This window comes from Nocardioides sp. Z22_16 (assembly GCF_058134365.1).
Window position 1 is genome coordinate 446083 of sequence record NZ_JBYTTI010000005.1, and the last position, 25095, is coordinate 471177.

21 protein-coding genes and 1 riboswitch are annotated in these 25095 nt (G+C 74.0%); of the genes, 3 read left to right on the forward strand and 18 right to left on the reverse strand.

Features of this window, described 5'->3' with window-relative positions; all coding sequences use genetic code 11:
- Positions 1-20: 20 nt before the first annotated feature.
- From AC3X7R_RS17320 to AC3X7R_RS17330, 3 genes are all read left to right on the forward strand, one after another.
- On the forward strand, positions 21-635 hold the full coding sequence (locus AC3X7R_RS17320; RefSeq protein WP_489966924.1) for a PadR family transcriptional regulator: 615 nt from the start codon (positions 21-23) through the stop codon (positions 633-635).
- Positions 632-1492, forward strand: a complete 861-nt coding sequence (locus AC3X7R_RS17325; protein ID WP_489966925.1) for an EamA family transporter — start codon at positions 632-634, stop codon at positions 1490-1492. The genes AC3X7R_RS17320 and AC3X7R_RS17325 overlap by 4 nt, the downstream gene beginning before the upstream one ends.
- Before the next feature lie 80 nt (positions 1493-1572).
- Positions 1573-2775, forward strand: a complete 1203-nt coding sequence (locus tag AC3X7R_RS17330) for a PQQ-dependent sugar dehydrogenase (RefSeq protein ID WP_489966926.1) — start codon at positions 1573-1575, stop codon at positions 2773-2775.
- Here the strand turns inward: AC3X7R_RS17330 and AC3X7R_RS17335 are convergent.
- The 18 genes from AC3X7R_RS17335 to AC3X7R_RS17420 form a co-directional block, all read right to left on the reverse strand.
- A complete protein-coding gene (locus AC3X7R_RS17335) occupies positions 2759-3613 on the reverse strand; it encodes an ECF transporter S component (RefSeq protein WP_489966927.1) in 855 nt (284 codons plus the stop codon). The two genes, AC3X7R_RS17330 and AC3X7R_RS17335, sit on opposite strands and share 17 nt — an antisense overlap.
- Positions 3610-5214, reverse strand: a complete 1605-nt coding sequence (locus AC3X7R_RS17340) for an ABC transporter ATP-binding protein (RefSeq protein WP_489966928.1) — start codon at positions 5212-5214, stop codon at positions 3610-3612. Before AC3X7R_RS17340 ends, AC3X7R_RS17335 begins: the two co-directional genes overlap by 4 nt.
- Positions 5211-6395 (reverse strand): energy-coupling factor transporter transmembrane component T, encoded by a 1185-nt coding sequence (locus AC3X7R_RS17345; RefSeq protein WP_489966929.1) that lies wholly within the window; start codon positions 6393-6395, stop codon positions 5211-5213. Before AC3X7R_RS17345 ends, AC3X7R_RS17340 begins: the two co-directional genes overlap by 4 nt.
- Positions 6396-6400: 5 nt before the next feature.
- Positions 6401-7036: a hypothetical protein gene (locus AC3X7R_RS17350; RefSeq protein ID WP_489966930.1), complete on the reverse strand. Its 636-nt coding sequence runs from the start codon at positions 7034-7036 to the stop codon at positions 6401-6403.
- Positions 7033-8190 (reverse strand): prenyltransferase/squalene oxidase repeat-containing protein, encoded by a 1158-nt coding sequence (locus tag AC3X7R_RS17355; protein WP_489966931.1) that lies wholly within the window; start codon positions 8188-8190, stop codon positions 7033-7035. The genes AC3X7R_RS17350 and AC3X7R_RS17355 overlap by 4 nt, the downstream gene beginning before the upstream one ends.
- Positions 8191-8263: 73 nt before the next feature.
- Positions 8264-8408: riboswitch (cobalamin riboswitch) on the reverse strand.
- A gap of 41 nt (positions 8409-8449) precedes the next feature.
- Positions 8450-9967 carry an Asp-tRNA(Asn)/Glu-tRNA(Gln) amidotransferase subunit GatB gene (gatB, locus tag AC3X7R_RS17360; protein ID WP_489966932.1) on the reverse strand — a complete coding sequence of 506 codons (1518 nt, stop codon included), beginning with the start codon at positions 9965-9967 and terminating at the stop codon, positions 8450-8452.
- Entirely contained in the window at positions 9964-11478 is a 1515-nt protein-coding gene (gatA, locus tag AC3X7R_RS17365; protein ID WP_489967096.1) for an Asp-tRNA(Asn)/Glu-tRNA(Gln) amidotransferase subunit GatA, read from the reverse strand. The genes gatB and gatA overlap by 4 nt, the downstream gene beginning before the upstream one ends.
- A gap of 41 nt (positions 11479-11519) precedes the next feature.
- A complete protein-coding gene (gene gatC, locus AC3X7R_RS17370) occupies positions 11520-11819 on the reverse strand; it encodes an Asp-tRNA(Asn)/Glu-tRNA(Gln) amidotransferase subunit GatC (protein WP_489966933.1) in 300 nt (99 codons plus the stop codon).
- Positions 11820-11936: 117 nt separating this feature from the next.
- On the reverse strand, positions 11937-14048 hold the full coding sequence (ligA, locus tag AC3X7R_RS17375; protein ID WP_489966934.1) for an NAD-dependent DNA ligase LigA: 2112 nt from the start codon (positions 14046-14048) through the stop codon (positions 11937-11939).
- Between the two features lie 43 nt (positions 14049-14091).
- Positions 14092-15105: a uroporphyrinogen decarboxylase/cobalamine-independent methonine synthase family protein gene (locus tag AC3X7R_RS17380; protein WP_489966935.1), complete on the reverse strand. Its 1014-nt coding sequence runs from the start codon at positions 15103-15105 to the stop codon at positions 14092-14094.
- Positions 15102-16199 (reverse strand): tRNA 2-thiouridine(34) synthase MnmA, encoded by a 1098-nt coding sequence (gene mnmA / locus AC3X7R_RS17385; RefSeq protein WP_489966936.1) that lies wholly within the window; start codon positions 16197-16199, stop codon positions 15102-15104. The genes AC3X7R_RS17380 and mnmA overlap by 4 nt, the downstream gene beginning before the upstream one ends.
- Positions 16196-17389 carry a cysteine desulfurase family protein gene (locus tag AC3X7R_RS17390; protein WP_489966937.1) on the reverse strand — a complete coding sequence of 398 codons (1194 nt, stop codon included), beginning with the start codon at positions 17387-17389 and terminating at the stop codon, positions 16196-16198. The genes mnmA and AC3X7R_RS17390 overlap by 4 nt, the downstream gene beginning before the upstream one ends.
- A 53-nt stretch (positions 17390-17442) precedes the next feature.
- Positions 17443-18417 carry an endonuclease/exonuclease/phosphatase family protein gene (locus AC3X7R_RS17395; protein ID WP_489966938.1) on the reverse strand — a complete coding sequence of 325 codons (975 nt, stop codon included), beginning with the start codon at positions 18415-18417 and terminating at the stop codon, positions 17443-17445.
- Positions 18418-18428: 11 nt separating this feature from the next.
- Positions 18429-19601, reverse strand: coding sequence for a glutamate 5-kinase (gene proB / locus AC3X7R_RS17400; RefSeq protein WP_489966939.1), 1173 nt, complete (start codon positions 19599-19601; stop codon positions 18429-18431).
- Entirely contained in the window at positions 19598-21133 is a 1536-nt protein-coding gene (obgE, locus tag AC3X7R_RS17405; protein ID WP_489966940.1) for a GTPase ObgE, read from the reverse strand. The genes proB and obgE overlap by 4 nt, the downstream gene beginning before the upstream one ends.
- A 92-nt stretch (positions 21134-21225) precedes the next feature.
- The gene (rpmA, locus tag AC3X7R_RS17410) at positions 21226-21480 is read right to left on the reverse strand and encodes a 50S ribosomal protein L27 (protein WP_110181809.1); all 255 of its coding nucleotides are present in this window, start codon (positions 21478-21480) and stop codon (positions 21226-21228) included.
- 39 nt (positions 21481-21519) lie between these two features.
- Positions 21520-21822, reverse strand: coding sequence for a 50S ribosomal protein L21 (gene rplU / locus AC3X7R_RS17415; RefSeq protein WP_489966941.1), 303 nt, complete (start codon positions 21820-21822; stop codon positions 21520-21522).
- Positions 21823-22026: 204 nt separating this feature from the next.
- Positions 22027-25089 (reverse strand): Rne/Rng family ribonuclease, encoded by a 3063-nt coding sequence (locus AC3X7R_RS17420; RefSeq protein ID WP_489966942.1) that lies wholly within the window; start codon positions 25087-25089, stop codon positions 22027-22029.
- Positions 25090-25095: the final 6 nt, after the last annotated feature.

Sequence of the window (25095 nt, forward strand, 5' to 3'; positions counted from 1 at the left end):
CAGCGCAAGACCTTTTTCCAGTGACTTCCTATGCACTGCTCGGGCTGCTGACGTTCGGGGACGAGCTCACCGGCTACGAGCTCAAGCAGCGCGCCGACAGCACCATGAGGTTCTACTGGACCTCCCCGGCGATGAGCCAGGTCTATTCCGAGCTGGCCCGGCTCACCGAGGCCGGACTGGTCCGCAAGTCCGGCGAGGGGCGGGGCTCCACCTACGCCGTCACCGACGAGGGCCGTCGTGCGATGGAGCGGTGGATGCGCGAGGCGCCGGTGGGGATGCCCATCTTCAAGCACCCCCAGGCGCTGCGCCTGATGATCGGGCACCTCACCGAGCCGGCGACCCTGGTGGCGATGCTGGAGGAGTACGTCGTCCAGGTGCAGGAGGCCCGGGCCGATCTCCAGGAGGTACGGCGCTCGCTGGTGGGCAGCGACGAGGTGGGAGCGGTCTTCCACAACCCGGCACTCGTCGCCGAGTGGGGACTCTCGCACTTCGAGAGCGAGCTGGCGATCGCCCGTCGCACCCTCGACCGCCTGCGGCGCGAGCACGGGCTCGCCGCTCCTGCCCCGTCGCCGGACGAGGCGGCATGCCGGGGGGACGTGCTCGAGCTGCCCTCGGGCGAGCAGGGCCGGCGTTGAGGCGCGCAGTCTGGCTGGTGCTGGGCGGGATCGCCTCGGTGCAGCTCGGCGCGGCGGTGGCCAAGGAGCTCTTCGACCGGGTGGACCCCACCGCCCTGGTGTGGCTGCGCCTGGCCAGCAGCGCCGTGATGCTCCTGCTGATCGCGCGGCCCCGGCTCCGCGGTCGCACCCGGCAGGACTGGCAGGTGGTGGCCGGCTTCGCGCTCACGCTGGCGCTGATGAACTGGGCGTTCTACCAGTCCTTCGCCCGGCTGCCGCTGGGCGTGGCGGTGACCATCGAGCTGATCGGGCCGCTCAGCGTCGCGCTGCTGGGATCCCGCCGCGTCCGCGACCTCGCCTGGGTGGCGCTGGCCGCCCTGGGCGTGGCGGCCCTGGGGTGGGAGCGCTCCGACCTGGACCCTCTCGGTGTCGCCTTCGCGCTGCTGGCCGGCGCCTGCTGGGCCACCTACATCCTGCTCAGCGCCCAGACCGGCCGGCGCTGGCAGGGGCTCGACGGGCTCTCGGTGGCGAGCGCGGGGGCGGCCCTGCTGCTGAGCCCGTTCGCCCTGGCCGTCGACCTCTCCGGACTCCTCGACCCGCGGGTGGTCGCGCTGGGCGCCCTCATCGGTCTGCTGAGCTCGGTGATCCCCTACAGCCTGGAGCTGATCGCCCTGCGCACGATGCGCCCCTCGCTGTTCGGCATCCTGATGAGCGTCGAGCCCGCCGCCGCCGCGCTGGCCGCGCTCCTCGTCCTCGGCGAGCGCCTGACCCTCCTGCAGTGGCTCGCCATCCTCTGCGTGGTGGCCGCCAGCGCGGGGGCGACCAGGTCCGCCCAGGTCGCGCCGAGGGTGGACGTCGAGCCGGTGCAGCACCCGTGACGGGCACTCGTCGACCCGCGGGTGATCCGCCGAGCTCGCCCCGCTCAGTACCCTGGCGTTCCGCCCGCTGAGGAGGACGCATGCACGTCACCGCCCCTGCCACCGCCCCGCGCGCAGCCGTGGCCGCCTGCCTCGTCGCGGTGCTCGCGCTGGCCGGGTGCGGCAGCGACGACGCCGGCACCCCCGACGCCGCCCCCTCGCCGTCGCCGCCCGCCGCGACCACGGGATCACCCTCCCCGGAGCCGTCGGAGCCGTCGGAGCCGACCACCAGCAGCGCCGGACGGGCGACGCCGGAGGTCACCGGCACCGTCGCGGAAGGTCTCGAGGTGCCGTGGGGCATCACCTTCCTCCCCGACGGGTCGGCCCTGGTGACCGAGCGCGACACCGCCCGGGTGCTCCACCTGAGCGAGGAGCCGAACGGGTGGCGGAGCCGCGAGGCGGGCACGATCACCGAGGCGACCGCCGGTTCGGAGGGGGGCCTCCTCGGGATCGCCGCCTCCCCGGAGTTCGAGGACGACGACACCGTCTTCCTCTACGTGAGCACCGCCGACGACAACCGGATCGTGCGGAGCACCTTCCGCGACGGGAGGCTCGGCACGACCGAGCCGGTGCTGACCGGCATCCCCACCGGTGCGATCCACGACGGAGGGCGGCTCGCCTTCGGCCCGGACGGCCACCTCTACGCCTCGACCGGCGAGATCGGCGAGGCCGAGCTGGCCCAGGACCCGGAGTCGCTGGCCGGCAAGATCCTGCGGATCACCCCCGCGGGAGACCCGGCACCAGGCAACCCGGACCCGACGTCGCCGGTCTGGACCCTGGGCCACCGCAACGTCCAGGGGATCGCCTGGGACGACCGCGAGACGATGTGGGCCAGCGAGTTCGGCGCGAGCACCTGGGACGAGCTCAACCGGATCGAGCCGGACGACAACTACGGCTGGCCGAGGATCGAGGGACGCAGCGCCGACAACCCCGGCGCCGACGCCGAGGGGCTCACCGACCCGCTGGCCGTGTGGTCCACCGACGAGGCCTCCCCCTCCGGGCTGGCGTTCGCCGAGGGCTCCCTGTGGCTCGGCGCCCTGCGCGGCGCCAGGCTGTGGCAGATCCCGGTGACCGAGGGCGGGACGGGGAAGCCGCGCGCCCACTTCGTCGGCGACTACGGGCGGGTGCGCACCGTGGTCACCGCCCCCGACGGCAGCCTCTGGATGACCACCTCGAACCGGGACGGCCGCGGCACCCCGGCCGCCCAGGACGACCGGATCCTCCGGGTCACGCTGTCGCGCTGACCCGGACCACCACCGCGCGCCGGGCGACCCGCCGCAGGGTCGCCAGGACGGACGGGCCGAGCACCACCAGCGCCACCGCGTTGGTGAGCGCCCTCCCGGTGTCCCAGCCGCCGGTCGAGGTCACCAGGGTGTAGAGGCCGAACCGCTGCAGGTTCTCCGTCAACGGAGCCCCGGTCGCGTAGGAGAGCTCGGTCGCCTCGTGGCCGGGGACCTCGATGCCGAGCATGAAGGGCCAGCCCCACAGGTTCATCAGGGCGCCGTACAGGTAGGCGGCCAGGATGCCGTAGACCACCAGGAGGGCGATCTCGCTCCGTCCGCCCACCCGGCGCGGCAGCAGCCCGGCGCCCATCCCCACCCAGCCCGCGACGAGCATCTGGAAGGGCAGCCAGGGGCCCACCCCCGCGGTGAAGAGGGCGGAGACGAAGAGCGAGGTCCCGCCGAGGATGAACCCGAAGGCAGGGCCGAAGACCCGGCCGCCCAGGATCAGCAGGAAGAAGATCAGCTCCAGCCCGGCCACCCCGGCCCCCAGGCCGCGGATCACCCCGTTGATCGCCGACAGCAGGCCGAGCACCGCGAGCACCCGGGCGTCCATGCCGCCCTCGGTCATCTCGGCCAGCACCATCACCAGCAGCAGCGGCAGCAGCGCCAGGAAGAGGAAGGGCGGGTCGACCCTCGTGCCGTCCGGCACCTCGAGCAGGAAGGGCCAGCCCAGCATCATCAGCCCGAGTGCCGAGACCAGCGCGAGCACCATCGCGCTGCGGGGCCCGACGCGCACCGCGGTCGTCGTGGCGGCCGGGAGGGCTCCGCCCGGCGTCCGGCCGGCCTGCCGGGTCGTCATGACGCCCCGGCGGCAGCGAGGGCCGCGGTCACCTGGTCGACGCGCAGCCACGGGGAGCCCAGGATCTTGTGCACCTGCGGCGCGAACGACGGAGACTCGACCACCACCTGCAGGGTCGGACCCTCGGAGACCACCTCACCCTCGGCGAGGACCACGACGGAGTCGGCGACGCCCGCCACGAACTCCACGTCGTGGGTGGCCACCAGGACGGCGTGACCCTCGTCGCAGAGCTCACGCAGCAGCGAGGCCAGGGCCCGCTTCCCCGGGTAGTCGAGCCCGCGGGTCGGCTCGTCGAGGAGGAGCACCGGGGGCCGGGCCGCGAGCACCACGGCGACCGCCAGGGCGAGCCGCTGGCCCTCGGAGAGGTCACGGGGATGGGTGGCGTCGTCGATCCCCGGCGCGAGGCGGTCCAGGATGTCGCGGCAGCGGCCGGGCTCCCCCGCGTCGGCGTCGGCGTCGGCGCACTCCTCGCCCACCGACTCGAGGTAGAGCAGGTCGGACGCGGTCTGCGGGACCATCCCGGTGTGCTGGCGCCGCTCGGCGCCGGACAGCGTGTGGGGGTCCCGGCCGGCCACCCGGACCTCCCCCGAGCTCCGCCGCAGCCGTCCCTGGAGCGCCCAGAGCAGGGTGGACTTGCCGGCGCCGTTGCGTCCCATCAGCGCGGTCACGCGCCCGCGGGCCAGCCGGAGGTCGACGCCGCGCAGCACGACGCTGCCGCCCTGGGCGACCACGACGCCGTGCGCGGTCAGCACCGGTGCCGCCTCGGGCGCGATGCTCACCTGGGCCGGCGGGTGCGCGGCGACCTTGGCCCGCAGTCCCCCGGCCCGGCGACGCGCGTCGCGCACGTTGAGCGGCAGCGGCGACCACCCGGCCGCCCGGCCGAGCTCGACCAGCGGCGGGGCGACGGGTGAGTGGGCCATCACGACGTCCGGGGCGTCGACCAGGACGGTGCCGTCGGCGCGCAGCAGCACCACCCGGTCGGCGAACGGCACCACGCGCTCGAGCCGGTGCTCGGCGACGACCACCGAGAGTCCGAGGTCGTGCACCAGTCGCGTCACGACCGCCAGCACCTCCTCGGCCGCGTTGGGGTCCAGCGCCGAGGTCGGCTCGTCCAGCACCAGCAGACGCGGGTGCATGGTGAGCACCGAGCCGATGGCCACCCGCTGCTGCTCCCCGCCCGAGAGGGTCCGCAGGTCCCGGTGGCGCAGCTCGGCGATGCCGAGCAGGTCGAGGGTCTCCTCGACCCGACGGCGCATGGTCGCCGCCGGGAGCCCGAGCTGCTCCATCCCGTAGGCGAGCTCCTCCTCGACCGTGTCCGTGACGAACCACGCCGCCGGGTTCTGCCCGACGTAGCCGATGTCCGCGGCACGCTCCCGGGCCGGCTGCTCGACGATGCTGGTGCCGTCGAGGAGCACGTCGCCGCGGAGGATCCCCCCCGTGTGCTCCGGCACCAGCCCGGCGAGCACGCCCAGCAGCGTGGACTTCCCCACGCCGGTCGAGCCGGCCAGCAGCACCAGCTCCCCCTCCTCGACGGTGAGGTCGATCCCGGCCAGCACCTCGCGGCCCGGGTAGGCGAACCGGATGTCGCGCAGCTCGATCATCGGGTCACCTCCCGGCCGGAGAGCGCCGGGGTGCGGGCACCGTTCGGTGCCACCGCCGCCCGGCGGCTGGCGACGGTGGGCGCCGGCGGCGCGACCAGCACCGGCAGCAGGGCCGCCAGGGGGACCAGGAGCGCGGCCAGGTCGAGGGCCGGGGCCCCCAGCACACCGGGGTGGGCGACGCCCGGCGAGACGCGCGCGGCCCACCAGAGCCCCGCGCCGGCCGTCAGCCCGCTGATCGCGACCAGCAGCTCCTCCGGCTGCCACCTGTCGGGGCGGTAGCGGGTCCGGCCCACCCGGCGGCCGGCGCTGGCGAGCGCCAGCGCGGCGCCGCCCGCGCCGAGCGCGAGCATCGGCACGCCCAGCCAGCGCGGTGCCGTGGTGTCCAGGAAGCCGTAGACACCCACGCCGGAACCGAGGAGCGCGAGGAGCATCAGCGCCCCGGTGGCCCGGCGCTCGCCCGCGGTCGCCTCCCCGGTGCGGCCGTAGCCGCGGGCATCCATCCCGGCGGCCAGCGCCATCGAGCGCTCGAAGGCGTCCTCGAGGACCGGGACCAGGAGGCGGCGCAGACCGCGGATCCGACGCGCCCCGCCTCGGGAGGTGCGGCCGCCGCGCAGCTCCTGGGCGTGCTTGACCCGGCGCGCGCTGTCCGCCAGCTGAGGCAGCACCGAGACCGCCACCACGAGTGCCGTGCCGATCTCGTAGAGGGCCGGGGGCAGGGACTTGAGCAGCCGCTTGGGGTTCGCCAGGGCGTTGGCGGCACCGAACGCGAGCAGGATGCAGGCCAGCTGCATCCCGTCGTAGAGGCCCGCCAGGACGGCCTCCCGGGTCACCGGGCCGAGCAGCCGGATCCCCGTGGTCCACTCCGGCAGCTGCACCTGCGGCAGGCGGAACAGGACGGTGCCGCCCTCGACGCCGCCGAGCAGCACCCGGAAGACGACCCGCACCACGACCGTGATGCCGGCCAGCCACAGGTAGAGCCGGAAGGCACGGGCCCAGGTGCCGTCCCCGCGGCACGCCTGCACGACCACCCAGGCGACCGCGGCCAGCAGCGCCAGCAGCCACGGGTTGGTGGTGGCCGAGGCCGCGGCGGCCAGGCCGGCGGCCCAGACCCACCACGCCACCGGGTGGAGCTCGCGGGAGATCCGCGCCCGCTTGCTCGTCCGCCCCACCACCTCGCTCATCCGGCTCACCCGTTCCTGCGCCTCAGCGAGAGCAGCAGGCCCGCGCCGACCAGGACCACGAGAACACCGGCCGGCACCCAGAGCGGCAACGACTCGTCGGTGGCGGGCTCAGCGGGCAGCACGTCGCCACCGACCGAGGGCTCCGTCGCCTCCGGCGCAGTCGCCGGCGGCCGGGCCTCCCCGTCGCCCTGGTGCCAGACCAGGGCGAGGTGGCCACCCGCCGGAGTGCGCAGGGTGCCGGCGCCGCGGCTCGAGTAGACCCAGTCGCCCCCCTGACCGTCGGCCCACCAGACGCTCCAGTAGGCGTCCGCCGGCGCCGCGTTGACACAGGGGTCGGCAGCCGGGAGCCCGTCGACCCGGCAGATGAACCCGGGGTCACGGGTCGCGTTCTCGAGGGTGAAGCCGGCGTCCTGGATGCTGGTGGCGGCCCGCTCGTCGGCGACTGCGCGGTCGCACCCCGTGCGGACGCCGTCCCCGGCTTCGACCAGCGCGCCGAAGTCGACCACGACGGTCACGCCCTCGGGCGGACACGGAGCGGGCACCGCGACCGCCGGACCGGCGGCTGAGAGCCCCAGCCCCGCGCCCGCGAGCGCGACGCCGACGGCCGCCAGCACGGCGGTCCCCAGAGACCGCACGGTCACCGGTCCTCCCCGTCGCCCTCCGCCGCGGCCAGCACCGGAAACGCCTGCACCCCGGCGATCACCCAGGGCGCGCGGTCGAGCGGGTCGTCGAGGCCGTGGGTCCCGGCCTCGGCGAGGCTCGACTCGTCGAAGGCCACCGCGCCGGTCTCATCCGCCAGCTCGCCGTCGGCGTCGACCACCTGCAGCTCCCGCAGCCAGGCGGCCGCCCGCTGCGCAGCGTCGTCCTCGCCGAGCTCGGCCAGCGCCCACCCGGCCAGGCCCGAGGAGTTGGCGTTGACGCCGTTCTGCGGGTCGGCGAAGGAGCCGTCCTCACCCTGCTGCTCCAGCAGCCACGTCGTCGCCCTCTCGAGCGCCTCCGACACCGCGGGCTCGGGCTCCCCCTCCTCGGAGAGGGACGCCAGCTGGAGCACGACGAGGGCGGTGGTGTCCGGGGCCTGGTCGGGGCTCACCTGGTCGCCCGCGCACGACTGGTCGCGGGCTCCGGCGTCCGAGAAGTCGAGGCGGAAGAAGCCCTGCTCGCACTGCTGCAGGAGCAGGAACTCCGTGACCTCGTCGGCCTTCTCGCTGCCGAGCCGGGTCAGGGCGGCGGCGGCGTAGGACTGGCCGATCGCGTTGGCGTAGTCGCCGTACTCGGAGCGGTCGCGGAGCCGGCCGGCGTTGACGCCCTTCGGGGTCACCGCGCCCTCGACCCGGGCCTGGAGGTCGACCCCGCCGAAGTCGGCCGGGTCGCGATCCTGGTCGACCGCGAGGAGCAGCGCCTTGGCGGAGGGTCCCGAGTAGAGCTCGCGGCCGGCGCCGACATAGGTCTCCAGGGTCTCGGCGACCGCGTCCGTGGTCTCCGCGGCCTCCTCGTCGTGCAGCCCGGTGGCCGAGAGCCCGAGCACGAGATCGATGCTGGAGCCCACGTCCACCGACGTGGAGGTCTTGCCCTCCCACGAGGTGGTGTGCTCCAGCAGCCCGTCGGCGTTCCGGTTGCCCAGCAGCCAGGTGGCGGCCAGCTCGACCGGCCGCGGGGCGTCGGAGACGCTGGCCTCGGCACTGGTGTCGGCGCCGCTGCCCTCCTCCTCCGCACAGGCGGTGGCGGCCGCGCAGACCAGGGCGAGCGTGGCGCCGGCCGCGGAGATACGGCGACGTCGGGAGTGGTGACGGAGCATGAGGGTGGTCCTTCCCGCTGCTGAGCGGGACGGTCCCCTGCGGGGATCGAACCGCTGCGTTCCTCGACAGCGAATGTTCGGACGCAGCACAGTGGGTGTTCCGGCTCGCACGGTCGGGACCGTGCCTACGGTTGCGGGTCAGCGCCGGACTTGGACCGGCTTCCCCCAGCTGTGAGCGTGGGTGCGTCGCGACGGACGCCGCGACGCACCCACTCTAACCCCACCTCCCGGCCCCCGCCGAAGGGGTCCGGGGCCGGGATCAGGCCAGCTTCTCGAGGATCAGCTCGCGCACCCGACCGGCGTCGGCCTGCCCGCGCATCTCCTTCATCACCGCGCCGATCAGCGCACCGGCGGCGGCCACCTTGCCGTCGCGGATCTTGTCGGCCACGTCGGGGTTGGCCGCGATGGCACTGTCGACGGCGGCCGACAAGGCACCCTCGTCGGAGACGATCGCGAGGCCGCGGGCCTCCACGATCTGCTCCGGCGTCCCCTCCCCGGCCAGCAGTCCGTCGAAGACCTGGCGCGCCAGCTTGTCGTTGAGCGTGCCGGCGTCCACGAGCGCCTGCACCGCCGCGACCTGCTGCGGGGTCACCCCCAGCGCGTCGATCTCGGTGCCGGTCTCGTTGGCCCGCCGGGCCATCTCACCGAGCCACCACTTGCGCGCCGCCTGCGGGGCGGTGCCGGCGGCGACGGTCTGCTCGATCAGGAGCAGCGCGCCGGCGCCGACGGTGTCGCGCATCTCCAGGTCGGAGAAGCCCCAGTCGGCCTGCAGCCGGGCCCGCTTCTGCGTCGGGTTCTCCGGCAGGGTGCCGCGCAGCTCCTCCACCCACTCGCGCGACGGAGCCACCGGCACCAGGTCGGGCTCGGGGAAGTAGCGGTAGTCCTCCGCGTCGGACTTCTCCCGGCCGCTGGTCGTGATCCCGGTGTCCTCGTGCCAGTGACGGGTCTCCTGCAGGATCGACGCGCCCGACTGCAGGACGGCGGCGTGCCGCCGCATCTCGTAGCGGACCGCCCGCTCCACCGAGCGCAGCGAGTTGACGTTCTTGGTCTCGGTGCGGGTGCCGAGCACGCCGGAGCCCTTCGGCGCCAGCGAGAGGTTGACGTCGGCACGGATCGAGCCCTGGTCCATCCGCGCGTCCGAGACGTCGAGGGCGACGATCAGCTCGCGCAGCTGGGCGACGTAGGCCTTGGCGATCTCGGGGGCCCTCTCCCCCGCACCCTGGATGGGGCGGGTGACGATCTCGATCAGGGGGATGCCGGCCCGGTTGTAGTCGACGAGGGAGTAGTCCGCGCCGTGGATGCGGCCGGTGGCGCCACCCACGTGGAGCGTCTTGCCGGTGTCCTCCTCCATGTGGGCCCGCTCGATCTCGACCCGGAAGGTCTCCGGCTCGCCGTCCTCGCCCTCGACCTGGACGTCCATCCAGCCGTCGAAGGCGATCGGCTCGTCGTACTGCGAGGTCTGGAAGTTCTTCGGCATGTCCGGGTAGAAGTAGTTCTTCCGCGCGAACCGGCACCACTCGGCGATCTGGCAGTTGAGCGCCAGACCGATCCTGATGGCGCCCTCGACGGCCTTCCGGTTGACGACCGGCATCGCGCCGGGCAGACCCAGGCAGGTCGGGCAGACCTGCGTGTTGGGCTCCGCGCCGAACTCGGTGGGGCAGCCGCAGAACATCTTGGTCAGCGTGCTGAGCTCGACGTGGACCTCGAGGCCCAGCGCGGGGTCGTACTTCTCCAGCGTCTCCTCGAAGGAGAGCAGCTCGGCGGTCCTGGTGCTCACTGACGGGCTCCCTTCAGCTCGGGCGCACGGTCGAGGACCGCACCACCCCACTTCTCCTGCAGCAGGGCCTCGACCGCGGCCCCGACCCGGTAGAGCCGGTCGTCGCCCAGCGCCGGCGCCAGGACCTGGAGCCCCACCGGGAGGCCGTCCTCGTCGGCGAGACCGCACGGCACCGAGATGCCGGGCGTGCCGGCCAGGTTCGCCGGGATCGTGGCGAGGTCGTTGAGGTACATCGCGAGCGGGTCGTCCAGCTTCTCCCCGAGCTTGAACGCCGTGGTGGGCGCCGTCGGGCTGATCAGCACGTCGACCTTCTCGAAGGCAGCCTCGAAGTCGCGGCTGATCAGCGTCCGCACCTTCTGCGCCTGCCCGTAGTAGGCGTCGTAGTAGCCGCTGGAGAGGGCGTAGGTGCCCAGGATGATGCGGCGCTTGACCTCGTCGCCGAAGCCGGCGTCGCGGGTGGCCCGCATGACGTCCTCGGCGCTGGGCGCCTCGACGCCCTCGGGCAGCACGCGCAGGCCGTAGCGCATCGCGTCGAACTTCGCGAGGTTGCTCGACGCCTCGGCCGGCAGGATCAGGTAGTAGGCCGCCAGCGCGTGCACGAAGTGCGGGCAGGAGACCTCCACGACCTCGGCACCGGCCGCGACCATCGTCTCGACCGTCTCGTCGAAGCGCGCCATCACACCGGGCTGCCAGCCCTCGCCGCGCAGCTCGCTGATGACGCCGACCTTGAGCCCGGTCAGGTCCTTGCCGGCGCCTGCCCGGGCGGCCTCGACGAACGAAGGCATCGACTCGGGGATCGAGGTGCTGTCCAGCGGGTCGTGGCCGGCGATCACCTCGTGCAGGAGCGCCGAGTCGAGCACCGTCCGGGTGACGGGGCCGACCTGGTCCAGCGAGTTGGCGAGCGCCACCAGCCCGTAGCGGGAGACCCCGCCGTAGGTCGGCTTGACGCCGACCGTCCCGGTGACCGCACCGGGCTGCCGGATCGAGCCACCGGTGTCGGTGCCCAGAGCCAGAGGGGCCTCGAAGGCGGCCACCGCGGCGGCGGAGCCGCCACCGGAGCCGCCGGGGATCCGGTCGAGGTCCCACGGGTTGCGGGTCGGGCCGTAGGCGGAGTGCTCGGTGGAGGAGCCCATGGCGAACTCGTCCATGTTGGTCTTGCCGAGGATCGGCAGGCCGGCCTCGCGCAGCTTGCGCACCACGGTGGCGTCGTAGGGCGGCACCCAGCCCTCGAGGATCTTCGACCCGCAGGTGGTGGGCAGTCCGGCGGTGGTCAGCACGTCCTTGACCGCGATCGGGACGCCGTCCAGGACGCCGCGCGGCTCGCCGGCGGCGCGACGCTCGTCGGAGGCGCGGGCCTGGGCCAGGGCCCCCTCGGCGTCGACGTGGAGGAACGCGTGCACGCCCTGCTTGTCGCTGCCGTCGGCGGGGCCGTCGACCTCGGCGATCCGGTCGAGGTGCGCCTGGGTGAGCTCGACGCTGGTCACCTCGCCGGCGGCCAGCGCATCGGCCATCTCGGCCGCCGTGCGCCGGGTCCAGTCGGTCCGCTCGCCGCTCACTGCTCGTCCCCCAGGATCCTCGGCACGGAGAACCGCTGCTGCTCCGACTCCGGGGCCCCCGCGAGCGCCTGCTCGGCGGTGAGCCCGGGGACGACGACGTCCTCGCGGAAGACGTTGGTCAGCGGGAGCGCGTGCGAGGTCGGCGGCACATCGGCGTCGGCCACCTCGCTGATCGAGGCGACCGAGTCCAGGATGACGCTCAGCTGGGGCGCCAGGTGGTCGAGCTCGGCGTCGGAGAGGTCGATCCGGGCCAGGTCGGCCAGGTGCGCGACCTCGTCGCGGGTGATTTCGGGCATCAGCATCCTTTGCCAGGCGTGCGGGGGATCAGCCGCCCATCTTAGGGTCTCTCCCCCATGCGTCCGTACGCCGCCGCCCGCCGGTGGCCCCCGCCGCGGGGCGGGCCGAGCCGCCCCTCAGTCGCCGGGTGGGCCCTCGGCCAGGAGCCGTTCGAACCCGGCCTCGTCGAGGATGGTGAGCCCGAGCTGCTCGGCCTTGTCGGCCTTGGAGCCGGCGTTCTCCCCCACCACCACGAAGTCGGTCTTCTTCGACACCGATCCCGACGCCTTGCCGCCCCGGGTGATGATCGCCTCCTTGACCGAGTCTCGGGTCCAGCCCTCGAGCGAGCCGGTGACCACGACGGTGAGCCCCTCCAGGGTCCGCGGCACCGACTCGTCCCGCGCGTCCTCCATGGTGACGCCGGCGCGGGCCCAGGTGTCCACGATGGCGCGGTGCCAGCCCGACTGCTCGCCGTCGAACCACTCGCGCACCGAGGCGGCGATGGTGGGACCGACCCCCTCGGTGTCCGCGAGCTGCTGCTCGTCGGCCTCGCGGATCGCCTCCATCGACCCGAACCGGGTGGCCAGGGCACGGGCGGCGGTGGGGCCCACGTGCCGGATCGAGAGCGCCACCAGGACCCGCCAGAGAGGCACCTGCTTGGCCTTGTCGAGGTTGTCGAGCAGCCGGCGGCCGTTGGCGCTGAGCACCCGCTGCCCGCTGCCCGCCTCCAGCTCCGCCTTCTTCGCGGCCCGGGTGAAGAGCTCGGTGCGCAGCAGCCCCGACTCGTCGAGGTCGAAGACGTCGCCCTCGTTGGCGATCACCTCGGCGGCGAGCAGCGCGTCGGCCGCCTCGTAGCCGAGGCCCTCGATGTCGAACGCGCCGCGGCCGGCGACGTGGAAGACCCGCTCGCGCACCTGGGCGGGGCACGCCTCGTGGTTGGGGCAGCGCAGGTCCTTGTCGCCCTCCTTCTGCTGGGCCAGCTCGGTGCCGCACGAGGGGCAGTGGGTGGGCATCACCCACTCGGCCAGTCCTTCGGGACGCAGCGGCAGCACCGGGCCGAGGATCTCCGGGATCACGTCGCCCGCCTTGCGCAGGATCACCGTGTCGCCCGGGCGGACGTCCTTGCGGCGGACCTCGTGGGCGTTGTGCAGGGTCGCCCGCTCCACCGTCGAGCCGGCCACCCGGGTCGGCTCCATCACCCCGAAGGGAGTCACCCGTCCGGTGCGACCGACGTTGACCTCGATCGCGAGGAGCCGGGCGTTGACCTCCTCCGGCGGGTACTTGAAGGCGATGGCCCACCGAGGGGCACGGCTGGTCGAGCCGAGCCGGCGCTGGAGGGCGACCGAGTCGACCTTGACCACCACCCCGTCGATCTCGTGCTCCACGTCGTGCCGGTGCTCGCGGTAGTGCTCCACGAACTCGCGCACCCCCGCCAGGTCGGGCACCACCCGGACCCGGTCGCTGGTGGGCAGGCCCCACGCGGCCAGCGCGGCGTACGCGGTGGACTGGGCGGTGGGCTCGAACCCCTCGCGGGCGCCGATGCCGTGGCAGACCATCCCCAGCGCCCGGGTGGCGGTGACCCGCGGGTCCTTCTGGCGCAGCGACCCCGCGGCGGCGTTGCGCGGGTTGGCGAAGGGAGGCTTCCCGGCGTCCGCCATCGTCGCGTTGAGCCGCTCGAAGGCCTCGATCGGGAGGAAGACCTCACCACGGACCTCCACCCGCGCCGGCACCGGGAACTCGTCGCTCGCGGTCAGTCGGTGCGGCACCGAGTCGATGGTGCGCACGTTGGGCGTCACGTCCTCCCCGGTGCGCCCGTCACCCCGGGTCAGCGCCCGCACCAGCCTCCCCTGCTCGTAGAGGAGGTTGATGGCGAGGCCGTCGACCTTGAGCTCGCAGAGCAGGTCGGCGCCGGTGATCCCGTCGCGGGCCAGGCGGGCGTGCCAGGCGTCGAGCTCCTCGAAGGAGAACGCGTTGTCCAGCGACTCCATCGGCTGGAGGTGGTCGACCGGGGTGAACTCGGTGGAGACCGCACCCCCGACCTTCTGGGTCGGGGAGTCCGGGGTCCGCAGCTCGGGGTGTGCCTCCTCGAGCTCCTCGAGCTCGCGCATCCGCCGGTCGAAGTCGGCGTCGTCGAGCGTCGGTGAGTCGAGCACGTAGTAGCGCCAGCGTGCCTCCTCGACCTGCTCCGACAGCTCCTGGTGGCGTTCGCGGGCCTCGGGCGGCGCGGGAGTGACCTCGGGCGTGCTCATGACCTCATCTTGCCCTGCGGCACCCACAGTCGCGGGCTCCGCCTCAGGAGAGGGCGCGCGCGGTGGTGCGGGCGAGGGTGAGGGCCTGCCTGGCCCAGTCCGGGGAGGCGCCCGCGAGGCCGCACCCGGGGCTGATCACCAGCTGGGAGCCCACCTCCTCGGGGTCGAAGCCCAGCATGTCGAGCCAGCGCAGCACCCGCTCGGCGAGGCGGGCGTCGTCGGGTCGCTCGGCCGGCTCGAGGGTGGGCAGCACGCCGACGACGACCGTCTCGCCCGCCTCCAGCGCCTGGCCGAGCTCGTCGTGGTCCTCGGCGCCGAGCTGGCCCAGGTCCACCGCGAGTCCGCGCGCACCGGCGCCGCGCAGCAGGCCCAGCGGGGTCCCGGCGGCGCAGGCGTGCACCCAGGGCTCGGCACCGGAGTCGGTGATCGCGGCGAGCACCCACTCCAGCGAGGCGGAGGCCTCGGGGGGATGGACGACGCGGTGGCGGCCGAAGCCGCTGGCGGTCGGCACCCGGCCGGCCAGCACCGCGGCGAGCGCGGGCTCGTCGACCTGGACGACCAGCCGCTCCACCCCGGGCAGCCGGCGCCGCAGGTCGGCGACGTGGTCCCGGACCCCCTCCGCGAGCGCCTGCGCGAGGTCGCGCCGAGCGCCGTGGTCGGAGAGCACCTTGTCGCCCCGCGGCTTCTCCACGGTGGCGGCCAGGGTCCACGGACCGGCCACCTGGGTCTTGAAGGCGCCCGTCCAGCCCTGCGCCTGCTCCTCCACCTGGTCGAGGTCCTGGGCCAGCAGCGAGCGCGCGCGACGCTGGTCGACACCCGGGGCGTCGGTCATCCGCCAGCCGGCGGGCTGCAGGTCGGCGGCGAGGCCGGTGACCACGGCCAGGGTCCGGCCGGTCATGGTGGCCGCGGGACCACGCCCGGGCAGCTCCGGCACGTGCGGGAGGCCGGGGGCTTCGCCGAGCTCGCCCAGCACGGCCCGCACCGCCTCCGCGTACGCGTGCGCGTCCGGCTGCTCCCCCGGGCCGGGCATCGACCCGATCCCGGTCGCGAGCGTCACGCGGTCACCCGCTCGGTCGCGGTGATGGTCGCGGAGCCGACGACCCGGGAGCCGTCGTAGATCACCGCGGCCTGCCCCGGGGCGATCCCCTCGGCCGGCTCCAGCAGCTCGATGTGCACGGTGTCGCCGTCGGTCTGCACCACCGCGCGGTGCTCCTGGCCGTGGGCGCGCAGCTGCACCGTGCCCTCGAGCCGCCCCGGCACGGTGCCGCACCAGCGGGGCCGGAAGGCGTCGATGTGCCCCACGGCGAGGCGCTCGCGCGGACCGACCGTGATCGTGCCGCTGACGGGCTCGATGTCGAGCACGAAGCGGGGCTTGCCGTCCGGGGCGGGGCGGCCGAGCCGCAGCCCCTTGCGCTGACCGATGGTGAAGCCGTACGTGCCCTCGTGGGTGCCCAGCACCTCGCCGGTCTGCTCGTCGAGGATCTCGCCACCGTGGTTGGGGGCCCGGTCGCCGAGCTTCTCGCGCAGCCAGCCGGCGTTGTCCCCGTCGGCGACGAAGCAGATGTCGTGGCTGTCGGGCTTCTGGGCGACGAGCAGGCCACGTCGGGCGGCCTCGGCCCGCACGTCGGGCTTGGTGGAGTCGCCCAGCGGGAACATCGCGTGCCGCAGCTGCTCCTGGGTCAGCACCCCCAGCACGTAGGACTGGTCCTTGCCGTGGTCCACGGCCCGGTGCATCTCGACCAGTCCGTCGGGACCGGTCCGCAGCTGCGCGTAGTGCCCGGTGGCCACGGCGTCGAAGCCGAGCGCCAGGGCCCGGTCGAGCACGGCGGCGAACTTGATCTTCTCGTTGCACCGCAGGCACGGGTTGGGCGTGCGCCCGGCGGCGTACTCGTCCATGAAGTCCTCCACGACGTCGTCGTGGAAGCGGTCGGAGAGGTCCCAGACGTAGAACGGGATGCCGATCACGTCGGCGGCACGCCGGGCGTCGTTGCTGTCCTCGATGGTGCAGCAGCCCCGGGCCCCGGAGCGGTACGACGCGGGGTTGCGGGAGAGCGCGAGGTGCACTCCGGTGACCTCGTGGCCCGCCTCGACGGCGCGCGCGGCGGCCACGGCGGAGTCGACCCCGCCGGACATCGCCGCCAGCACCTTCACCTGGTCCCCCCGTGGGCGGCCCGGGCCCGCTCGACCGCCGGCCCGATGGCCGCGACCAGGGCGTCGACGTCGGCCGGGGTGCTGGTGCGCCCCAGCGAGAAGCGCAGGGAGTGGCGCGCCTGCGCGGGGTCGCACCCCATGGCGAGCAGCACGTGGGAGGGCTGCGGGACACCCGCGGAGCACGCCGACCCCGTGGAGCACTCGATGCCCTGGGCGTCGAGGAGCATCAGCAGGGAGTCGCCCTCGCACCCGGGGAACCCGAGGTGGGCGTTGCCGGGCAGCCTGGCCTGCGGGTCGCCGTGCAGGTGCGCGTCGGGGACGACCTCGATCACCCGGCGCACCAGGTCGTCCCGGAGCGCGGTGACCCGGGCGGCGTGCTCGGCCTGCGCCTTGACCGCGATCTCGACGGCGGCCGCGAGCCCCGCGATGCCCGGCGGGTTGAGGGTGCCGCTGCGGATGTCCCGCTCCTGACCGCCGCCGTGGAGCAGCGCGGTCACGCTCACCTCCCGTCTGACGACGAGGGCGCCCACCCCGTAGGGCCCGCCCAGCTTGTGGCCGGTGAAGGTCAGGGCGTCGACGCCGCTCGCGGCGAAGTCGACGGGGACCGCCCCCACCGCCTGGACCGCGTCGGTGTGCACCGGAATGCCGTGCTCGCCGGCGATCCGCGCCACCTCGTCGAGCGGCTGGAGCGTGCCGACCTCGTTGTTGGCCCACATGACCGACACCAGGGCGACCGAGCCCGGGTCGCGCTCGACGCTGGCCCGGAAGGCGTCCACGTCCACCCGACCGGCCGGGTCCACCGGCACCAGCTCGACCTCCGCGGCCCCCGTCGCGTCGAGCCAGTGCAGCGGGTCGAGGACGGCGTGGTGCTCGACCGCGGTGGCCAGCACCCGGGTGCGACGCGGATCCTCGGCGCGCCTGGACCACAGGATCCCCTTGAGCGCCAGGTTGTCCGACTCGGTGCCACCGGAGGTGAAGACCACCTCGCCGGGGCGGCAGCCGAGCGCCTGGGCGATCGTCTCGCGGCTCTCCTCCACCACCCGGCGGGCTCGGCGCCCGGAGGCGTGCAGCGAGCTGGCGTTCCCCACCGTCGACTGGTGACGCGCCACCGCCTCCACCGCTTCGGGAAGCATGGGAGTGGTGGCGGCGTGGTCGAGGTAGACCGACGGGGTCGACGCAACGGTGTTCATGTCATCCCTCAGCCTACGGCGCCCCGGGTCGCCGCAGCCGCGGAGGTGCGCACTCAGTCGCGGGCGACCTCGGCGACCAGAACGGCGTGGTCGGACCCGCGCAGCGGGTGGGTCCCGGTGCGGGTCGCGGTCCACCCCTCTCCGACCAGCACGTGGTCGATCGCGACGACCGGAGGCAGTGAGAGCGGCCCGAGCCCGACCTCCCCCGCCGAGGGCCAGGTCGGCTGCCACCCCGAGTTGGCGACGAGAGCCGCGTCCCGGAGTCCGGCGTCCAGCAGGTCACCGAAGACCTCGTGGTCCGGGGTGGCGTTGAGGTCGCCGAGCAGGAGGTCCACCGGACTCTCCGCCGCCTCCTCGGCCAGGACGCGGTGGTCGCTGCGCCACCCGCCGGCGTCCCCCATCGGGGACTCCGGGTGGGTGACGACCACCGTGACCCGCTCACCCTCCACGTCGAGGCGGGCCCGGAACGAGGTCCACCTCGTCCCGACCTCCCGCTCCCCCACCACCGGGTGCCGGGAGTAGAGCATCGTGCCCTCCACCCCGTAGCGCGCCTGGCCGGCGTGGAACGGGAGCTGCACGTTGAGCCCCGCCTCCTCCATCATCAGCAGCGCGTAGGGGGTGACCTCCTGGACCGCCAGCAGGTCGACGTCCTCCTCGGCGGCCAGACGCACCACCTCCTCGGGGTCCGCGCCCCCGTTGAGCATGTTGACCGTCATCACCTTCAGGCCGAGGGCGCCGGCCGCCGGCTCCGGCTCGTCCCCCAGGAACTGGGGAGCCAGCCACCCCAGGTGGAGCACGAGACCCAGCACGGCGGTCGCGCAGGCCGCCCACGCCAGGCGCGGGCCGCCGCCCGGACGCAGGTCGAGCGCGAGCAGCCCCAGGGCCAGCAGGTAGGCCAGGACCGCCCACGGCGTGAACGAGACCAGCCTCACCAGGAGGCCCTGGTCGGGTTGGAGGAGGCGCAGGCCGGTGAGGAGCACACCCCCGAGCAGGCACGCTCCGGCCCCGGTCCGCAGCAGGAGGGTCACAGAGGCAGAAACTACTGCCTCGGCGCCGGCGGAGGGGGCGATCCGACCAGACGCGGCTCCAGGAGGACCAGGTCGTCGCGGTGCACCACCTCGCGCTCGTAGCCGGCGCCCAGCTCGCGCTTGAGGTGGTGCGTGGACTTTCCGAGCAGGCCGGGGATCTCCGCGGAGTCGAAGTTGACCAGTCCCCGGGCGACCGGACGCCCCTCGGGATCGGTCAGGTCGACGGGGTCGCCGGCGACGAAGCGGCCGCTGACCCCGGTGATCCCGGCGGCCAGCAGCGAGGCGCGGCGCTCCACGACCGCCCGTACGGCGCCGGCGTCCAGGGCCAGCCTGCCCTGGGGCTCCGAGGCGTGAGCGAGCCACAGCAGCCGGGTCGGTCGACGCCTCCCCCGGGCGTGGAAGAGGGTCCCGACCGCCTGACCGCCCAGCGCCGCGACGGCGTTGTCGGCCGAGGTGAGCACCACCGGGATGCCCGCACCGGTGGCGATCCGCGCGGCCTCGACCTTGGTCACCATCCCGCCGGTCCCCACGCCCGCCGCGCCCGCGCTGCCGATCCGTACGCCGTCGAGGTCGGCGCCACCGCGGACGTCGCTGAGCAGGCGGGTCCCGGCGAGGTCGGGCGGGCCGTCGTAGAGGCCGTCGACGTCGGAGAGGAGCACCAGCAGGTCGGCGTGGACCAGGTGGGCCACCAGGGCGGCCAGCCGGTCGTTGTCACCGAAGCGGATCTCGGAGGTGGCGACGGTGTCGTTCTCGTTGACGATCGGCAGTGCCTGGAGCTCGAGGAGCTTGGCGAAGGTCTGGTAGGCGTTGCGGTAGTGCGCCCGCCGGGTCACGTCGTCGACGGTGAGCAGGACCTGGCCGGTGACGATCCCGTGCCGCGCGAACTCCTGCTGGTAGTGGTGCGCGAGCAGTCCCTGCCCGACCGAGGCGGCCGCCTGCTGGGCGGGCAGGCCCCGGGGCCGGCGACGCAGCCCGAGGGGTGCGAGCCCGGCCGCGATCGCACCGGAGGAGACCAGCACGACCTCCGCACCGCGCGCGCGCACCGCGGCCAGCACGTCCGCGAGCTGGGCGACCCGGCCCTGGTCGATGCCGCCGGCCGCGCTGGTCAGCGACGACGACCCGACCTTGACCACGATCCTGCCCGCGCCGACGACCGCCGGGCGCAGGCTGCCGCCGTCGCTCATGCGCCGGGGTCGTCCTCGGACCAGTCCGGGTCCTCCGGGGAGCCGATCTCGTAGGAGCTGGGACCGAAGCTCTCCCCCTTGTCGAGCCGCCGGGCCACGTCGGCCCGGGTCTCGTTCTCCGCGCGCTCGTCCATCGCCGCATCGATGTCGCGGCGGCGGGTGCGTGCCGGCCGCTGCTCGTCGAACCGCTGGTCCTCGCCGCGACGCCCGAGCATCTCGGCGCCGGCCTCGATGTCGGGCTTGAAGTCGAAGACCACGGAGTTGTCCGGGTGCCCGATGAGCACCGTGTCGCCGGCCTGGGCCCCGCGCTTGACCAGCTGGTCCTCGACGCCGAGCCGGTTGAGCCGGTCGGCCAGGAAGCCGACCGCCTCGTCGTTGCTGAAGTCGGTCTGACGGATCCACCGCTCGGGCTTCGTGCCGCGCACCCGCCAGGCGTCGCCGTCCCGAGTGATCTCGAAGTCGCCGCCGCCACCGACCGCCGGGGGGCGGATGACGATCCTGGTCGGCTCGACCTCGGGCTTCGCGGTCCGGCTCCTGGAGACGATCTCGGCCATCGCGAAGGTCAGCTCGCGCACCCCGGCACCCGAGGCCGCCGAGATCGGGAAGACCAGCATGCCGCGCTCGCGCAGGTCGTCGATGACCATCTCGGCGATCTCGGCGCCGTCGGGCACGTCGATCTTGTTGAGCGCCACCAGGCGCGGCCGGTCCTCCAGCCCGCCGTAGCGGGCGAGCTCGGACTCCATCACCTCGAGGTCGTCGACCGGGTTGCGGCCCGGCTCGATGGAGGCGGTGTCGACGACGTGGACCAGGGCCGCGCAGCGCTCGATGTGGCGCAGGAAGTCGTGGCCGAGGCCACGCCCTTCGGCGGCGCCCTCGATCAGCCCCGGTACGTCGGCGACGGTGAACGTGGTGTCGCCCGCGCGGACCACGCCCAGGTTGGGCACCAGCGTGGTGAAGGGGTAGTCCGCGATCTTGGGCCGCGCCCGGGAGATCGCGGCGATCAGCGAGGACTTGCCGGCGCTGGGGTAGCCCACCAGCCCGATGTCCGCGACGACCTTGAGCTCGAGGTGGATCTCGAGCTCGTCGCCCGGCTCACCGAGCAGCGCGAAGCCGGGGGCCTTGCGCTTGGAGGAGGCGAGCGAGGCGTTGCCGAGACCGCCCCGGCCGCCGGTCGCCACCACCATCTCGCTGCCGGCGCCGATCAGGTCGCCGAGCACGTTGCCCTCGGCATCGGTGACCACGGTGCCGTCGGGCACCGGGAGCACCAGGTCGCTGCCGTGGCCGCCGTTCTTGTGGTCCCCTGCCCCGTGCCCGCCGTTCTCGGCGCGACGCTTGGGGCTGTGGTGGTACTCGATCAGGGTGGTGACCTGGGGGTCGACGCGGAGGATGACCGAGCCGCCGGGCCCGCCGTTGCCCCCGTCGGGCCCTCCGAGGGGCTTGAACTTCTCGCGGTGCACGGACGCCACGCCGTTTCCGCCGCGACCGGCGCTGACGTGCAGCGTCACGCGGTCGACGAAGGTGGGTACGGCCATGGAGCTCTCCTCGCTGGGGTGGAACACACGAAGGGCGTCCCCAAGTCTAGGGACGCCCTTCGATGGAAGTGTGTGCTGCGTGAAGCGTCAGGTCACTCGCCGGGGACGACGTTGACGACCTTGCGGCCACGCCGGGTGCCGAACTCGACCGCACCCGCGACCAGCGCGAACAGCGTGTCGTCGCCGCCGCGGCCGACGCCGCTGCCCGGGTGGAAGTGCGTGCCGCGCTGGCGGACGATGATCTCGCCGGCGCCGACGACCTGGCCGCCGTAGCGCTTGACGCCGAGCCGCTGTGCGTTGGAGTCGCGACCGTTCTTGGTCGAGGCCGCACCCTTCTTGTGTGCCATGAGTTCAGTCCTTCGTGGATCGCGAGGGCGGGAAGCCGCTCAGACGGAGATGTCGGTGACCTTGACCTGGGTGTACTTCTGGCGGTGACCCTGGCGCTTCTTGTAGCCGGTCTTGTTCTTGTACTTCTGGATGATGATCTTCGGGCCCTTGGTGCGGCCGAGGACCTCGACGGTCACCGACGCCTTGTCCAGGCCGGTGGCGGTGACGGCCTCGCCGTCCACCACCATCACGACGGGAAGGGTCACGGACTCACCGGGGGTGGTCAGGACCTGGTCGATCTCGATGACATCGCCGACAGCAACCTTCTGCTGCTTGCTGCCACTCCGCACGATCGCGTACACCGCGACTCACTCTCCTCGTCGGACTCGAACAGTCCATCAACAAAACTCAAGACTCAGGGCACCCGCCGCGCGCCGCCCACGCTCGTGTCCGTCAAGGCCACGACGTGCAAGCACACCAGCGGGAAGGTGTTGGGACACCGAGGGTCAATACTACGGATGGGGGGACGTGCGCGCAAAACGCGGTCCGTCCCCCCTCCGGTCGGGTCAGCGCTTGCGCGCGCCCTTCTTCTTGATCGGGACGTGCCCGACCGGTGCACCGTCGGGATCGTCGTCCTGATCCTCGGGCGCGGGGGCACTCTGTGGTGCGACCTCCACGCCGGCCGGGGGGCCGGCGGGTCGCGACGCCGCGCGGCGCCGGGTCCTGGTGACCACCGTGGTGGTCGGCGCAGGGGTCGGCTCGGGCTCGGGCGTCGGCTCAGGCTCGGGCGTCGGCTCGGGCTCGGGCGTCGGCTCGGGCTCGGGCGTCGGCTCAGGCGTCGGCTCGGGCTCAGGCGTCGGCTCAGGCTCAGGCGTCGGCTCAGGCTCAGGCGTCGGCTCAGGCTCGGGCGTGGGCTCAGGAGTGAGCTGGACCGGGGCATCCGCAGGGGCGGGTGCCGCCGACGGGCGCTCGGCCAGGTCGGCGTTCTCCGGCTTGGCCATGGCGGCGACCACCTTCGGCGAGGGCGCAGCCGGCCTCTCCGAGCCGCCGGAGCCCTGGCCGGCCTCCTTGCCACGACCCCCGCGACCGCGACGGCCGCCGCGACGGCCGTCGTCGTCGGACGCCGAGGAGGACCTCGGCTCGACCGGCGTGCTCTGCACGACGACGCCGCGACCCTGGCAGTGCTCACAGTCGGTGGAGAACGCCTCGAGCAGGCCGGTGCCGATCCGCTTGCGCGTCATCTGCACGAGGCCGAGCGAGGTGACCTCGGCGACCTGGTGCCGGGTGCGGTCGCGGCCCAGGCACTCCACCAGGCGCCTGACGACGAGGTCGCGGTTGGACTCGAGCACCATGTCGATGAAGTCGACGACGATGATGCCGCCGATGTCGCGCAGCCGGAGCTGGCGGACGATCTCCTCCGCGGCCTCGAGGTTGTTCTTGGTGACCGTCTCCTCCAGGTTGCCACCGGAGCCGGTGAACTTGCCGGTGTTGACGTCGACCACGGTCATCGCCTCGGTGCGGTCGATCACCAGGGAGCCACCCGAGGGCAGCCAGACCTTGCGGTCCAGACCCTTGGCGATCTGCTCCTCGACCCGGTAGGCCGAGAAGACGTCGCCCTGCTGGGCCGAGGCGTTGTCGCCCGGCTGGTAGCGCTCCAGGCGCTCCTCGAGGTCGGGCGCCACGTGGGTGACGTAGCCCTGGACCGTGTCCCAGGCGTCGTCGCCCTCGATGACCAGCTTCTTGAAGTCCTCGGTGAAGAGGTCGCGCACCACCTTGAGGGTCAGGTCCGGCTCTCCGTAGAGGAGCTGCGGGGCGTTGCCCTTGGTCTTGGCCTCGATGTCCTCCCAGCGCGCCTTGAGCCGCTCGACGTCGCGGGTCAGCTCCTCCTCGCTCGCGCCCTCCGCGGCGGTGCGCACGATCACGCCCGCGGTGTCCGGGACGATCTCCTTGAGCAGCGCCTTGAGGCGGTTGCGCTCGGTGTCGGGCAGCTTGCGGGAGATGCCGCTCGTGGTGCCGTCCGGCACGTAGACCAGGAACCTGCCCGCGAGGCTCACCTGGCTGGTCAGCCGGGCGCCCTTGTGGCCCACCGGGTCCTTGGTGACCTGCACCAGGATGCTCTGCCCGGAGGAGAGCACCGACTCGATCTTGCGGGGCTGCCCCTCCTTGTGGCCGAGGGCCGACCAGTTGACCTCGCCGGCGTAGAGCACCGCGTTGCGGCCCTTGCCGATGTCGATGAACGCCGCCTCCATCGAGGGCAGCACGTTCTGCACCCGCCCGAGGTAGACGTTGCCGATCAGCGAGGTCTGCGACTCGCGCGCCACGTAGTGCTCGACCAGCACCTTGTCCTCGAGGACGGCGATCTGGGTGAGGTCCTTGCGCTGACGGATCACCATCACCCGGTCCACCGCCTCGCGGCGGGCCAGGAACTCGGCCTCGCTCACGATCGGTGCCCGGCGGCGGCCGGCCTCGCGGCCCTCACGCCGGCGCTGCTTCTTGGCCTCCAGCCGGGTGGATCCCGCGACGGCGGTGATCTGGTCCTCGGCGGAGCGGGTCTTGCGCACCCGGGTGACGGTGTTGTCCGGGTCGTCGGACCCCTCGCCTGAGCCGTCCCCACTGCGGCGGCGGCGACGGCGACGACGCGAGCCGGACGACGAGCTGTCGTCGTCCGCGACCGAGGAGTCGTCGTCCCCGGCGGCGTCGTCGTCGCTCGTCTCGGACTTCTGGGCGTCCTCGCCGTTCTCGTCGCTCTCGCCGCTGTCGTCGGAGGAGTCCCCCGCCTTGCGGCGGCGTCGGCCCCCGCGCCGACGGCGGCGCCGCGACGGCGTGCCGTCGGCGGAGTCCTCGTCGTCACCGGTCTCGTCGCTCGACTCGTCGGTCGCGTCCTCGACAGCCTCGGGGGTCTCCTCGGCGGCTTCCTCCGCGGCGGCGAGGGCGGCTGCCTCCTCGTCCTCCTCGGGGGTCTCCTCCACCTCGGGCGCCTCCACCGGGGCGGCGGCCTTCTTGGCGGCGCGGCCGCTGCGGCTGCGGGCGGACCTGGTGGTCCTGGTGACCTTGGGGGCGGTCTCGCCGGCGGCCTGGTCCTCCTGCGCGGGGGCAGGGACCTCGGCGGGGGCGGGAGCCGCCTCCGCGACCTGGGCCGTCTCGTCGGCGGCCACGGGCGCGGCGGTGCGCTTGCGGGTCCGGCGGGCCGGGGCCTTGACCGGCTCCGGTGCCTGGAAGAGCGGGAGGGTGGCCGAGCCGGCCGCCTCCTCGCGGGCCGGGGCGGACGCGTCAGCCGCGTCGGCGGGCTGGTCCTGCGCGGGGGTGGCGGCCTTCTTGGCGGCGCTCTTGCGCGGGGCCCGCTTGGCGGGAGCCTTCTTCGCCGGGGCCGGCGCCTCTTCGGCGGCGGGCGCCTCGGCGGGGGCGTCCCCGGAGGCGACCGGCTCAGCCGCGGCGGCCTTCTTGGCGGGGCTGCGGCGCGCGGTGGCCTTCTTCGCGGGCGCCGCCTTCTTGGCGGCGGTCTTCTTCGCGGCCGCCCTCTTGGCGGTGCTCGGCGCGGTGTCGGCGGAGGTGGCCCCCGCCTGCTCCGCGGCTTCCGCCTCCCCGGCGGTTCCCTGCGTGTTCTGGTTGTTCTCGGTCTCGTCGAGCATGTGCGC